This is a genomic window from Nocardia aurantiaca (assembly GCF_009708175.1).
Taxonomy (GTDB): domain Bacteria; phylum Actinomycetota; class Actinomycetes; order Mycobacteriales; family Mycobacteriaceae; genus Nocardia; species Nocardia aurantiaca.
In genome coordinates this window covers 273153-285918 of record NZ_WMBB01000009.1, presented here as the reverse complement: position 1 = coordinate 285918, position 12766 = coordinate 273153, and the positions used below count along the sequence as shown (strand labels likewise).

Sequence of the window (12766 nt, the reverse complement as noted above, 5' to 3'; positions counted from 1 at the left end):
TACTGCAATGACTTATGCGGGCTCATCCGATCGTCGACAATGCGGTGGGCCGCGCAGCGAGCGCGTCGAATCGGCGATATCACGGTGCTCGGACAGCCTGCCGTGCCAATGGGGTCGCAACCGGTCGAGCCCGACGGTTCGGGCAGCTGCGGTCGGTCATCAACCAGGGTCCACCGTTGCCGCCGATCATGCTCGGAGCGTGTTCGTCTGCTTGTGCACAAGCCGCACCATTCTCACTCCACCCCGCCGCGCGATACCGTTGAAGTGGAACCGCGACCACGGCACAGTTCAGGGCTGGGGGCGGAGAATTTGGCATCTCGCGACGATCTGGAACCGAACGAGGTAGCGCTGAGTGACGAGGATCGCCGGCTCGTGACCCAGTGGGCCGCCGAATGCGCCGAACGCGGTTTATCACTGTTCGAGGCGAAAGCGCCATTCGACACCCGGCCACGCGCAGCCATCGAGGCGGCCCGGGTATTCGCACTGAAGGGCACGCGCACGGCCCGCCTGCGCTCCCTCGCCTGGGCCGCCTTCGCAGCAGCCCACGAAGTCGACGATCAGGTCGCCAGCGCCGCCGCACGTGCGGCGAACCTCGCCGCCGCGGCCCCCTTCACCCACGCTGTAGGCACAACGCACCAGTCCGGGCACTTGCTCGGTCCAGCGGTTCATCAAGCCCAGGCCCGCGAACTGGCAGCGGGCAACGACTCTCACATCGGCGACGCCGAGGTCCGCTGGGCCATCGAGCACGCACCACCGGCGGTCCACGAGATCGTGCGGCGATTCCCCCCGTATCGCCCGGACGGCACCCGCCTCGGGGAGCTGTTCTACCAACTCGACGCCGGCCTACGTCGATGACCACGGCGCCCGTAGCCTCCAGCCTCATGGCCCCGGACGCCATGCCACTCGGGCTGACGGCCATGCGCTCGAGGCCCGAAGCAGCGCAGGCCGCAGTGATCGGCCGGGTGAGGACGCAGGGCCGGCGTCAGTGCGCACTCGCTGATCGGGCCGGACAGGATCGTCGAACCGCGCAAGGCGAACAGCTGCCGCGCGTCTGCTGACTCGAGTCGCTCCGATGAGGGCCTTCCGGCGAGGCAGCGAGGACCTTTGCCGCTCCCCCGTCCGGCGCCGCCCAACAAGACTCGAATCCGATCCCCCAACCAACCACCGCCGTGCCGCGAACAGAGGCTTCCATGACCATCGGCGAGACCGTGACGATCGACCGGGCGGGCCTGGATCGACTCATCACCGTGCTCAGGGAGCACGGCTATCGGGTCGTGGGTCCGCAGGTTCGGGACAGTGCGATCATCCTGGACGAGCTCGACTCCGGCGCGGCACTGCCCGCGGGGTGGGGCGTGCACACCGATGCGGGCCGGTATCGTTTGCACCGCCGCGAAGATGAAGCCGTCTTCTCCCATTCGGCTGGCCCGGGATCGTGGAAGCAGTTCCTCCTTCCGCCGCACCGTAGAATCGCGAAACTCGATGCGGATCTGAATTCCGAAGCGGTACAGGAGATTCCGACACCAACCGCATTCCTCGGCGTGCGCGGCTGTGATCTCGCCGCAATCGCCACCCTGAGCCGAGTACTCGGAGGCGGGGCGCACCCCGATCCTGCGTTCGCGGCCCGCCGCAGCGAGCTGTTCATCGTCGGCGTCAACTGCATCGAGCCCGGCGGGGTGTGCTTCTGCGCCTCGATGGGCACCGGCCCGGGCGTCTCGTCCGGTTATGACCTCGCCCTCACCGAACGCCTCGATCACACCGGACACCGGTTCCTGGTCGAGGCGGGCAGTGATGCGGGCGCTCGAATCATCACCGATCTCGTCAGCCAACCGGCCTCGGCCGACGAGATCTCGGCGGCGCGATCCGAGGTCGCGTCGGCGGCCGGCCGGATGGGGCGCACCATGCCGGATGTCGACGTGCGCGAGGTGGTTCGCCGCTCCCGTGAATCCCCGCAATGGCAGGAGATCGCGAGCCGCTGCCTTACCTGCGCCAACTGCACCATGGTGTGCCCCACCTGCTTTTGCACCAGCACGGAGGATGTCACCGACCTCACAGGGGAGCACGCCGAACGCTGGGAGCGGTGGGCTTCCTGTTACGAATTGGACTTCTCCTACCTGCACGGCGGCAGCGTCCGGCAATCGGGTGAGAGCCGGTACCGCCAGTGGCTCACCCACAAACTGAGCACCTGGCACGACCAGTTCGGCGAGTCCGGCTGTGTAGGCTGCGGGCGCTGCATCGCATGGTGCCCCGCGAGCATCGACCTGACCGTCGAGGTCGCCAGGTTCGCCGAATCGGCGGAGGGCGGTGATGATGACCACCGCTGAGGAGCTGTCCGCGTTCCCCCTACTCGCCGGCCTCGATCACGCGCAGCGCGACACCCTCGCGCGGGCAGCGCGAGACGTTCACCATCCGGCTGGGCAGCGGCTGTTGGTGGAAGGCCAGCAAGCCGACAAGTGCTGGCTCATCTGCTCCGGAAGCGTGGAGTTGGACGCGACAGTGCCGGGCCGCGGCGACGTCCCCGTGCAGACCCTCGGACCCGGTGACCTACTGGGCTGGTCATGGCTGGTGCCGCCGTATCGCTGGCACTTCGGCGCCGTCACTACCGAACCCGTGCACGCGATCGAGTTCGATTCGGCCCGGCTCGCCGAATTCGCCGACGCGGACCCGAAATTCGGGCACGCACTGACCTTGTTGTTCTTCGAGGCACTCTTGGAACGGCTGCAGGCCACCCGGGCCAGACTGCTCAATCTCTACCGCAACCCCGGCGAAACCTGCACGACCGCACCGCTGCGCCTCGGTGATGCAGGAGTCGGGCGATGAGCAGCGCGCAACCTACTCACGCGGGGACGAACCCGGACACCATGCTGCGCTATCGCGTGGTTCAGCGTATCCCGCAGACCTCCGACACCGTGACCCAGGTGCTCGCTCCGATCGACAGTGCGGCACAACGATTTCGGGCCGGGCAGTTCATGATGCTCTACCGTTTCGGGGTCGGCGATATCGCCCTCTCGATCAGCGGGAATCCCTGTGCCGCGGACGATCTGCTCGAGCACACCATCCGTTCGGTCGGCGCCGTGAGCGCGGCCCTCCATGATGCGCCGGTCGGCGCGGCGATGGGCGTGCGTGGACCGTTCGGCACCGGTTGGGATCTCGACTCCGTCGTCGACCGCGATCTCATCATCGTCGGTGGCGGGGTCGGTCTGGCGCCACTGCGCCCGCTCATACTCGAGGTGCTGGCGCGGCGCACCGAGTACCGGAGGGTCGTAGTGATCACCGGGGCTCGCACCCCCGACGACATCCTCTTCCGACACGACCAGTCCTCATGGCGCACAGGCGGCGCGATCGAACTACACCAGACCGTCGACCACCCGGCTCCCGGATGGAAGGGACGGATCGGCTTCGTCACAGAACCACTCGCCAAACTCGTCATCGACCCCGCGCGCACCACCGCGTTCCTGTGCGGCCCGGAACCGATGATGCGGTTCTGCGCGCAAACATTGCTCGGTAAAGGCATGCCGCCCAACGACATCCGAATATCCCTGGAGCGCAATATGCAGTGTGGCGTCGCGCGGTGCGGCCACTGCCAGCTCGGTCCACTGCTGGTCTGCCGGGACGGCCCGATCGTGGACTACGCGGTGGCCGGACCACTGATCTCGGCACGGGAACTGTAATGGGCACCCCGACCCTCGCGGTATGGAAGTTCACTTCCTGCGACGGCTGTCAGCTCACGCTGCTCGACTGCGAAGACGAGCTGCTCACCCTCGCGGGCCAAATCCGCATCGCCCATTTCATCGAGGCGTCCAGCGCGGTCGAACCCGGGCCCTACGATGTATCGCTGGTCGAAGGCTCGGTCAGCACACCGGAGGAAGTCGGTCGGATCACCGAAATCCGTGCGCAATCACGCATTCTCGTGACGATCGGCGCGTGCGCCTGCCACGGCGGCATCCAGGCGCTCCGTAATCTCGCCGACATCACCGAATTCACCTCGACGGTCTATGCCAGCCCTCAGTACATATCGACGCTGGCCACCGCGACACCCATCGCCGCACATGTGCCGGTGGACTACGAGCTGCGCGGCTGCCCCATCGACCGGCGCCAGCTCCTGAACACCCTGTGCGCCCTGCTGGCCGGACGGGCACCCGACCTACCGGACACCAGCGTCTGCACCGAATGCAAGCGCCGCGGCACCACGTGTGTCACGGTCTCCGACGGTATACCGTGCCTGGGCCCGGTCACCCAGGCCGGCTGCGGCGCCCTGTGCCCGTCATACCATCGGGGCTGCTACGGCTGCTTCGGCCCGATGGCACGACCCAATATCGGTGCGCTGCTACCGATTCTGAGCGTCAACGGCATGTCCACCGACGATATCGATCGCGTGTTCAGCACATTCGCCGTGGGCGCGCCGCCCTTCGCGGAGAGGAAGCGGGATGAGCCACCGAAGTAGACAATTGCGGGTCAGCTCACTGGCGCGGGTGGAGGGCGAGGGAGCGCTGCGGGTCGTCGTGGAAGGCGACCGCGTCGAGCGCGCGGAACTGAACATCTATGAACCTCCACGGTTCTTCGAAGCGTTCCTGCGGGGCAGGGGTTACACCGAGCCGCCCGATATCACCGCCCGCATCTGCGGAATCTGCCCGGTGGCATATCAGACCAGTGCGTGCAACGCGCTGGAACAGCTGTGCGGCATCGAACTCGACGCGCCGCTCGCCGACCTGCGGCGACTGTTGTATTGCGGCGAATGGATCTCCAGCCACGCCCTGCACATCCATTTGCTGCACATACCAGATTTTCTCGGATATCCCGACGCCATCACCCTGGCCGCCGACCACCGGGAATTGGTGGAACACGGGCTAGCGCTGAAGAAGGCGGGCAACAGCCTGCTCGAACTCATCGGCGGCCGCCCGATCCATCCGATCAACGTCCGCGTCGGCGGCTTCTACTCCGTGCCCACTCGCGCCCAGCTGCACACGGTCGCCGAACAACTGCGCCGCGCGGAGGAGTACGCGATCGAAACCGCCCATTTCGTCGCCGGATTCGATTTCCCCGACCTGGAATTCGAGAACGAACTACTCGCCGCCACCACACCGGGCTGTTACGCCATCGAGAATGGGACCATCCGAACAAGCGGCGGATTGTCCTTCCCCGCCAGCGACTTCGGCGCCCACGTCGTCGAGGAGCAAGTGCCGTACTCCACCGCGCTGCACGCGCAGCTGGACGGCAAACGCTACCTGACCGGTCCACTCGCCCGGTACAGCCTCAACTACCAGCAGCTGTCACCGTTGGCGCGCGAGGTCGCCGCCGCGGTCGGCCTCGGCGCCGAATGCCGGAACCCGTTCCGCAGCATCGTGGTTCGCGCCATCGAAGTCGTGTACGCCATCGACGAAGCACTGCGGCTGATCGACGCCTACACACCACCCGAGCGCGCGGCCGTCCCGAACGCGGCGCACGCCGGTGTCGGACACGGCGTCAGTGAAGCGCCTCGCGGATTGCTGTATCACCGTTACGAAGCCGACGACAGCGGAACAATCCGCGCGGCCACCATCATCCCGCCCACCTCCCAGAACCAGTCTGCCATCGAAGACGACCTGCGCCGGGTGGTCGGCGGCAATCTCGAGCTGGACGACGCGGCGCTGACCCGCCTGTGCGAGCAGACGATCCGCAATCACGACCCGTGCATCTCATGCTCGGCCCACTTTCTCGAACTCGACATGGTGCGCCGATGAGCGTGCCGCGGGCAGTCGTGATCGGCGTCGGCAACGAGTACCGGCGCGACGACGGCATCGGCGCGGCGGTGGTCCGCCACATCGAGAAGCTCGGACTCCCCGAGGTTCAGGTAGCCCTGTGTGACGGCGAACCCACCGGCCTCCTGGACCTGTGGGCCGGCGCCGAACTCGCGGTAGTGGTCGACGCCGTTCTCTGCGAGCCATCGACGCCCGGTCGCATCTGGCGCACCACGGTCGACGCCTTGCGCGGCCTCACCCGCGCCACCAGCTCGCACGCCCTGGGAATCCCCGATGCTCTGCCACTGGGCCGCATCCTCGGCCGTCTCCCCGCCGAACTGGTCGTCATCGCCGTCGAGGCCGAGCACCTGGATCTGGGCGTCGGCCTGTCCGGTCCGGTGGCCGCCGCCCTCCCGGACGTGGTCGCGACGGTACTGGCCGAACTCGCCCGCCTGGGCATCATGCCCGTCGACACGCGTTGACGCGCAGTCGATCAAGACGACGTGTCCGTCGATCGACCGGGATCGGTCGGCGCGGTCCGCGCGGCCGATTCGGACAGCGCGGAGGCGACGACAACGGACGCTCGGTGAACTCGTGCTAGCCGCCGGTGCTTTTGCGGATGGGCGGGATCTCGAACTCACCGCGCAGGAGTTCCCCGCGTGGGGAGTAGACGCGCAGCATGACCTGGAAAGGACCGGCGGGCGCGGGCAGCCAGTTGGATTCGCGGTCCGGTCCCGGTGAGGCGTGCTGGATGTAGATCTCCAGGGACCCGTCGGGGCCATAGGTGAGTGGATCACGGTCGCGGATGACGAAGCGGTCCACAGGATTCGAGACCTGGAAGCCATCCCCGTCGTACATGGTCAGTGACCAGAACGCGTCGGCGGCCGGGGTCTGCCCCTTCTCGAAGCGAAGCACGTAATCGTGTGCGCCGATGGTGGGTTCGCCATCCGCGTCCACGATGGCATTGGGGTAGAGGGCATCTGCGGGCAGGTTCGCCCCGAGGCCGGCCCAGGCCACCAGGGCGCGCAGCCGATAGTCGGTGGCGTAGGTACCCAGGCTGGTGGCCCAGTTCCAACCGTTCGCGAACGTGCCCAGCCTGCCTTCCCCGACGACACGACGCATGTCGGCGAAAGCGTCGCGGGCGGCTTCGTCGATGATCGCGGCCGTGGCCGTATCGGGGGTGAAGGGTTTACCAGGCTCGAGGCCGAGGGCGCGCATGCGGAACAGGATCGGATAATCGTTGGCGTGCGGGGGATGGACGGCCAGCAGTTCGGCGAATCGGGTGAGAAGCTCGACCCCGGTCAACGCGTTCACCTGTGTTTGCGGCGGGGTGATGTCATCGACCGCCGGATCGATCGGCAGCCCTCTCGGCGGTGTGTAGTCGGTTCCCCACGCGCTGAGCGGGGTGAGGGTGAAACGGTTCTGGAACGCGTGGACGGCGTCGTAGTCGGCGGGGCCGTTGGTTTGGGTGCGGCCCATGATCCACACGATCGGGGTCGGTGCGCCGATCACATCCAGGTTGTCAGGCACGGTCCCGGTCCAGCCGGGTGCGGTGATCAGGAACGAACCGGCGCGGCCACCGGTGGTGCGGGTGCCCGGGACGGCGAATACGTCGGTCCACATGTCCAGCATCGGCACCAGGTAGTAGCGGCCACCGCCGTCGGGGACAGTCAGCACCTGAGGCTGGTCGCGCAGGTCCAGCCAGGCGAACGAGTAGAGGGTGTCGAAGTTGAACCGCACCACCTCCTTCGACTCGGCCGGCGGGTAGGCGCGCGCGTGCGCGAACTGGTTGACCGGGGCCCGCAACATGGCAGTGTCGGCGTCTGGCACATTGGTGGCCTGGCGCATGGTGAGATCCATGATCACCAGCGGGTAGGCGTACTGGTAGACATCGAACGCGAGCGCCTTCAGATCGACAGCCATAGCGAACAAGACCTTTCCAACGGGAGCGAAGTCCTGACGAGGTGGTGATGCTGACCCGGCCGGGTGGTGAAATGCTTCGACCATTCTCCCCGCACGGCATTCGAAGGTCGTCGATATCCACGCTGTGAATTCGAACGCGCGCGAGCCAGGGGAGCACGGCAGTCGGCGTGAGCGCGCATCACCGTCGCCGTATGACGTTCGGCCTGTTGAACTTTCCGGAAAGCCCAGCCGACCCGTCTGGTGCTCACGGGCACCTTGCCGCGCACCCTCGACGACGCGCATCACATGGATGGTGTGGTCGACATGCGCTACTGGTCACTGTGCAACCTGGCCGCGACGTCGTCATCGGTGGCGGGTGAGTTCGCCATTGACCTCGAGGGGCACCCTTGGCATCGGTGCCGATCATGGTGGTGATCTGATGGCCGTCTGCGGTCGCGATGGTCCAGAACCGTAGGGTGACAGCGGAATCGCCCTGGGTGCAGGTTTGCGCGTGCGGATCGAGCTCGGCGGTGTCGCCGCGGGAAACGAGCGTCCAGGTACAGCTGTCGTCGGTGCGGGCGATCAGCCGGTCGCTGTAATTCCTTGTCAGGCCGTAATTCCTTGTCAGAATGACGTTCCCCTGCGCGGGCCGTTGAAGGACCAGGTCCCCTCGAACGCTCCGGCGACGTCCGGGTCGTCCTCGGGGACCCTGGTTCGCGCGCCGTGCGCCAGGGTGAAGACGTAATCGGCATCCTGGTGATGACTGAGGGCGGTGATGGATTCGGTTTCTCTGTCGCCCTTGACCTGCACGGTCCAGGCGGTGGTGGTGTAGGTGTAGCCGAGGGTGGGATTGTGGCAGGTCTGGTCGGGCGGATCGAGAGTCAGCCCGTCGGTCGCGGTCTTGAATTCCCAGGTACAGCCGACGTCGGTGCGTCCGGTGACCCGCCCGCCGGCCGACGAGGTGAAGATGATGTCGCCGATCTGTGGCGCGTCGGGAGCACCGGGAACATTCTCGGTGGCGTAGTTGATCATGGTCGAGTGGTCCGGGAAGTCGTAGTTCCACCGGCCGAGGTAGACCACGGCAGACTCCGGATCCGCTGTGGCCGGCTTCGTCACTCGCGTCCGCGACGACTCCGACCGGCGTCGAGTGCTGATCCACTTGAACGACGCCCGCGCCCGCGCCGACATCGCACCCGTTTATGGCCCCCTGCTCGGCAGTTGGCGCCGCGCCCTATCCGGCTACACGGTCGAGGAACTCGCCCTCATCACCGATTTCCTCACCCGCGTCGAGCATGGTTTCGACAAGGAACTCGGCTCGCTGGAACACTGAGCGCTCGGCGTCGACCGCGTGACGCCGCTTGCGATCAGCGCCTGTACTCGAGGGTGAAGTCGCGGGTCCAGGTGGCTCCGCCGTCGCCCGAGTCTTGCCACTCGCCTGTGATGCTGTCGCCGTTCGCGCTCACGCGCGCTTGGAAACGCTGGGTGGATTGCGCTGTGGTACGCCACATCTGCCATACGCCATCGGTGAAGGTCATCCGATAGATGCGAGAAGAACCGCGCGAATCGGAATAGAGGACCGCGTATTCCGACTCGGATTCGTCACGCCCGATGATCCAGGTCGCCTTGTCGTCTCCATTGCCATTGCCGCATCACCAAGGCGGAATTGTCCAGCCATTCGGCCGAGACCCGGCCTTGCGCCCGAGAATTCGAACCGGGCAGGAACTTGGCGTTCGACAGTTCGATAACCCACTCTCCCTCCAGGACCGCGAGCTCGGCCAGCGCCGGGTTGGGTTTCGGGGCGATACTCATAACGACATCTCCTCAGTCCGAATGACGCTCATCGATTCAACCCTTCGTGGCAGCGTCGCGGCGGGCGTGGTGGGTGGCCCAGCCGGGCCCCCATCCGGTTTGCGGGTCGGTGATGTCGGCGATGAAGCGCTGCACGAACCCGAGTTCGGCCTCGAGGAGAGCCAGCCGGTAGTTCTCCTCCACCTGGAACAGTGGATGCAGCCCCTGCGCCGAGCAGGCCGCGATCGACTCCATGATTTCGGTACGCTGCCGCTCCAAAGCGGCCCGGCGCTGCTCCAGCAGCACCACGACCTCGTCCGGATGCAGTGCCCCGATCAATGACAGCGCGGCCACGAATTGCGGATACTCGCGCAAAGGTTGCCCGACCAGCTCACGCAACCAGTCGATTGCCTCGGCACGTCCGGCGTCGGTGAGCGCGTAGACCGTGCGTTCGGGACGCTCACTATCGCGGATCGTCGCCCTCGGCTCGATAAATCCGGCTTTGACCAGCTGATTGACCACCATGTACAGCGAACCGCGGTTGTACTTGATACTCCGCGCATGATCGCGAGCCACCAGCAGCTCCCCGATCTCGTACGGGTGCATGGGTCGCTCGGTGAGATAGCTCAGCACCGCCAAACCCAACAGATTCCGCACCGGCCGTGCCGCTGGCCGCCAGCGCGCGCCGGTCGCGGGTGATATCGGTGTCCAGGGGAATGACCACCGGACACAGTTCGTCGAGGGTTGGCGCGATACACGTCGTCGCAATCGGCTCGCAATACACGACGAGGAATGAGGGATCGTCGATGATGGGCTGATGATCGACTGCCTGGCGAGGAAAGGATGGGTCGGTGGAGAAGTTCTCGTTGGATGCGATGGCTCGTGAGCAATTGGAGCGTGCCAGGTCACTGTCTGCGCGGCGCAGCGCTACCACGGTGTACGGCGGGCATGAGCATCGGCTGCGGCAGACCGTGATCGCGCTGTCGGCGGGTACATCGATGGCCGAGCACGAAAACCCGGGCGAGGCCACGATGCTTGTGCTGCGCGGCCGGGTGCGGTTGCACGGCCCGCAAGCCGTATGGGAGGGCCGCAGTGGTGATCTGCTCGTCATGCCGCAGGCCCGACACGGCCTGGAAGCTGTCGAGGACAGCGCGGTGCTGCTGACGGTCGCGAAGTAGCCGATCGGGCCGGCTCGCCGCCGGTCACCACGGCCCATCCGAGTCCGGCACCGGCGATTGCTGGTGCGGTCGCACCCGCAGGTAGCGCAGGCCGTCGGGGCCTGCGGTGTAGGAGCGCGGGGTGTGCCGTGGCAACCAGAGCAGAGTGCCCGGATCCAGGTCCAGGTCACGCAGCTCCGTGGTCACCGTGCCCGTCCCGGCCAGGACGTGCACCAGGGTGTCCACCGCCGGGCCCGGACGAGGCGTGGTGCTCGTGCCGGGCGCCAAGGTGACGATGGTGACGTCGAGATCGTGGCGACGCTGGATCGGCAATGACCACACCGCCGATCGCCGGTCGAGGTCACCGGACGAGGTATGGCCGACTACGCGCGGCAACGCGTCCGAGGCGGTTTTGCCGATGCGCACCCGCCAGGAGCGTGGACGCGGCTCGAGTTCCTGCCAGCTGTAGCTGCCGGCATATTCGGCATCGAAGGCGTCACGCAGATGCTCGATCGGCCGGTTGTTCACCAACACGAGCGACTGTCCCACCGACAATGAATCGAAGTGCGCGAAGATCGCTCGCTGCTTTCCGGAGTCACCCAGCGACCGGACATCGCATTCGATATCCGAAGTCATCATGGCCTCTCTTCCGAAGTTCATATGCTTTCCGCCCGGCCTGAGGCCGGTGTCGAGGCGGGTTCCGATGCAGAAGACGAGAACCCGCGGGGACCAAGCAGTCGGCACTTGTTTCTCGTAATGCTGATCCGGTGTCAGCACCGCCTTCGTAGTGATTCAGTCAGCCGACCAGCATGCCCACGGACCTGGAGGCCCCGCGGGCAGGTCTGAGTGCAGTTGAACGTGGTGCGGCAGCGCCACATGCCGTCCACCTCCCCCGTCGGCCACGGCAAGAGCCGACGAGCGGTGATCGTCGGCTCGTCGAATCGGGAGGTGCCTGTTACCGGTCATGACTCTCGCCGGTGTGGTGTGCGACGGTGATCGCTCGGTGCAGAACCTCTCGCAGCATCGCGGGGGTGAGGGTGCGGGTGGATACATTGCGTTGGCTGGGGTGATAACAGCCGAAAAGGTGTACCCGACGATCGGTCACCGGATCGACCAGCAGGACATGGCGACCGTGACCGAAAACCGGACGGGGCGTAGGTAACAGCCATCCCATGTCGACGAGCACGGGAATCGTGGCAGCCCACGCGAATCGACCCAAGGCGACGACAGCGGATGGACCCGGTCGTAGGAGCTGAAGTTCGCGGGTCAGCCAGGACCGGCAGTTGTCGCGTTCGCTGGGAGTGGGCCGATTGTCGGGCGGGGCGCAGTGCACGGGGACGGTGATGCGGACTCCGCGCAGGGTCAGACCGTCATCACGGCGGGTCGCGGTCGGTTGCGAGGCCGCGCCCAGTTCGTGCAGGGTGGCATACAACAGGTCCCCCGAGGGGTCGCCGGTGAAGATTCGGCCGGTTCTGTTGCCGCCGTGCGCCGCCGGCGCCAGGCCGATGATGAGTACGGGGGCGTCGTACGGCCCGAAGCCCGGCACCGGCTTGGCCCAGTAATCCCAGTCGCGGTAGGCGGCGCGCTTGACGATGCCGACCTGTTCGCGCCAGGCGACCAGGCGTGGACATGCGCGGCATCGGACCAGCATCGACTCGAGGTCGGCTGTGGTGTTCGCCTGTGGTGCCCACGTGCGCGGGTAGTCGCGAACAGACGTGTCCGCCAGTGATGCCGCTCGGGTTTCGGTGCAGTCATGCCGTCGCATGCCGTGTCCTGGATCCTGCTGTCGCTCATCACACCCGGCAATCCCGCCGGGCGGATCAATCGTGGTGTCGCCGACTGTGCTCGAGCCAATCCGCGAGGACCGCAGCCTGGCTGTGATCGACGTCCTTGGTGGCGGTCAACAACGTCACATGGCGGCGGCCGGCGATCTGCTCGAGGTGATCGACTGCCGCACGCCGCTCGGGTGTTTTCAGTTCGGCCAGGTACCGGCGGCGGAATTCGGTGAATCGCTCGGGCCGGTGGCCGTACCACTTCCGTAGCTCGGTCGACGGTGCGACATCGCGGAGCCATTCGGTCAGATCCAGGCTGTCTTTACGCACTCCGCGGGGCCAGACCCGGTCGACCAACACTCGCGCGCCATCGGCTGGTGAGACCTCGTCGTAAACCCTGCGACAGGTGACATGAGCACTCATATCTGTCTCC

The 12766-nt window shown here is 66.4% G+C and carries 17 protein-coding genes; 9 read left to right on the top strand and 8 right to left on the bottom strand.

Features of this window, described 5'->3' with window-relative positions; genetic code table 11:
• Window positions 1–39 precede the first annotated feature (39 nt).
• The 7 genes from GLP40_RS34885 (at window position 40) to GLP40_RS20840 (ending at window position 6196) form a co-directional block, all read left to right on the top strand.
• Window positions 40–855 carry a putative immunity protein gene (locus GLP40_RS34885; protein ID WP_328290463.1) on the top strand — a complete coding sequence of 272 codons (816 nt, stop codon included), beginning with the start codon at window positions 40–42 and terminating at the stop codon, window positions 853–855.
• Window positions 856–1190: 335 nt separating this feature from the next.
• The gene (locus tag GLP40_RS20865) at window positions 1191–2321 is read left to right on the top strand and encodes a 4Fe-4S dicluster domain-containing protein (protein WP_154789623.1); all 1131 of its coding nucleotides are present in this window, start codon (window positions 1191–1193) and stop codon (window positions 2319–2321) included.
• Window positions 2308–2817: a Crp/Fnr family transcriptional regulator gene (locus tag GLP40_RS20860; protein WP_154789622.1), complete on the top strand. Its 510-nt coding sequence runs from the start codon at window positions 2308–2310 to the stop codon at window positions 2815–2817. Before GLP40_RS20865 ends, GLP40_RS20860 begins: the two co-directional genes overlap by 14 nt.
• Window positions 2814–3668, top strand: a complete 855-nt coding sequence (locus GLP40_RS20855; protein WP_154789621.1) for an FAD/NAD(P)-binding protein — start codon at window positions 2814–2816, stop codon at window positions 3666–3668. The genes GLP40_RS20860 and GLP40_RS20855 overlap by 4 nt, the downstream gene beginning before the upstream one ends.
• Window positions 3668–4441 (top strand): NADH-quinone oxidoreductase subunit B family protein, encoded by a 774-nt coding sequence (locus GLP40_RS20850; protein WP_154789620.1) that lies wholly within the window; start codon window positions 3668–3670, stop codon window positions 4439–4441. Before GLP40_RS20855 ends, GLP40_RS20850 begins: the two co-directional genes overlap by 1 nt.
• Window positions 4425–5717, top strand: coding sequence for a Ni/Fe hydrogenase subunit alpha (locus GLP40_RS20845; protein WP_154789619.1), 1293 nt, complete (start codon window positions 4425–4427; stop codon window positions 5715–5717). Before GLP40_RS20850 ends, GLP40_RS20845 begins: the two co-directional genes overlap by 17 nt.
• Complete coding sequence (locus GLP40_RS20840; protein WP_154789618.1) at window positions 5714–6196, top strand: hydrogenase maturation protease; 483 nt, start codon at window positions 5714–5716, stop codon at window positions 6194–6196. The genes GLP40_RS20845 and GLP40_RS20840 overlap by 4 nt, the downstream gene beginning before the upstream one ends.
• Window positions 6197–6311: 115 nt before the next feature.
• On the opposite strand, the gene GLP40_RS20835 is transcribed toward GLP40_RS20840, so the two are convergent.
• Window positions 6312–7637, bottom strand: coding sequence for a DUF1254 domain-containing protein (locus GLP40_RS20835; protein ID WP_230329750.1), 1326 nt, complete (start codon window positions 7635–7637; stop codon window positions 6312–6314).
• Window positions 7638–8240: 603 nt separating this feature from the next.
• On the bottom strand, window positions 8241–8696 hold the full coding sequence (locus GLP40_RS20830; RefSeq protein ID WP_154789616.1) for a hypothetical protein: 456 nt from the start codon (window positions 8694–8696) through the stop codon (window positions 8241–8243).
• Between the two features lie 19 nt (window positions 8697–8715).
• Between GLP40_RS20830 and GLP40_RS20825 the strand changes: the two genes are divergently transcribed.
• Window positions 8716–8946, top strand: coding sequence for a hypothetical protein (locus GLP40_RS20825; RefSeq protein WP_154789615.1), 231 nt, complete (start codon window positions 8716–8718; stop codon window positions 8944–8946).
• A 34-nt stretch (window positions 8947–8980) separates the two neighbouring features.
• Here GLP40_RS20825 and GLP40_RS20820 read toward each other — a convergent pair whose 3' ends face one another.
• The 3 genes from GLP40_RS20820 to GLP40_RS20810 form a co-directional block, all read right to left on the bottom strand.
• Complete coding sequence (locus tag GLP40_RS20820) at window positions 8981–9151, bottom strand: hypothetical protein (RefSeq protein WP_154789614.1); 171 nt, start codon at window positions 9149–9151, stop codon at window positions 8981–8983.
• Between the two features lie 64 nt (window positions 9152–9215).
• Window positions 9216–9425 (bottom strand): hypothetical protein, encoded by a 210-nt coding sequence (locus tag GLP40_RS20815; RefSeq protein WP_154789613.1) that lies wholly within the window; start codon window positions 9423–9425, stop codon window positions 9216–9218.
• Window positions 9426–9461: 36 nt separating this feature from the next.
• Complete coding sequence (locus GLP40_RS20810; protein ID WP_328290462.1) at window positions 9462–10061, bottom strand: PadR family transcriptional regulator; 600 nt, start codon at window positions 10059–10061, stop codon at window positions 9462–9464.
• A 194-nt stretch (window positions 10062–10255) separates the two neighbouring features.
• Here GLP40_RS20810 and GLP40_RS20805 point away from each other — a divergent pair, with 194 nt between their 5' ends.
• Complete coding sequence (locus GLP40_RS20805) at window positions 10256–10582, top strand: cupin domain-containing protein (protein ID WP_328290461.1); 327 nt, start codon at window positions 10256–10258, stop codon at window positions 10580–10582.
• Window positions 10583–10606: 24 nt separating this feature from the next.
• On the opposite strand, the gene GLP40_RS20800 is transcribed toward GLP40_RS20805, so the two are convergent.
• From GLP40_RS20800 to GLP40_RS20785, 3 genes are all read right to left on the bottom strand, one after another.
• Window positions 10607–11221: a DUF2249 domain-containing protein gene (locus GLP40_RS20800; RefSeq protein WP_154789612.1), complete on the bottom strand. Its 615-nt coding sequence runs from the start codon at window positions 11219–11221 to the stop codon at window positions 10607–10609.
• Between the two features lie 295 nt (window positions 11222–11516).
• Complete coding sequence (locus GLP40_RS20790) at window positions 11517–12212, bottom strand: uracil-DNA glycosylase (protein ID WP_230329785.1); 696 nt, start codon at window positions 12210–12212, stop codon at window positions 11517–11519.
• A 169-nt stretch (window positions 12213–12381) separates the two neighbouring features.
• Window positions 12382–12756 (bottom strand): DUF488 domain-containing protein, encoded by a 375-nt coding sequence (locus GLP40_RS20785; protein ID WP_154789609.1) that lies wholly within the window; start codon window positions 12754–12756, stop codon window positions 12382–12384.
• Between the last annotated feature and the right edge of the window lie 10 nt (window positions 12757–12766).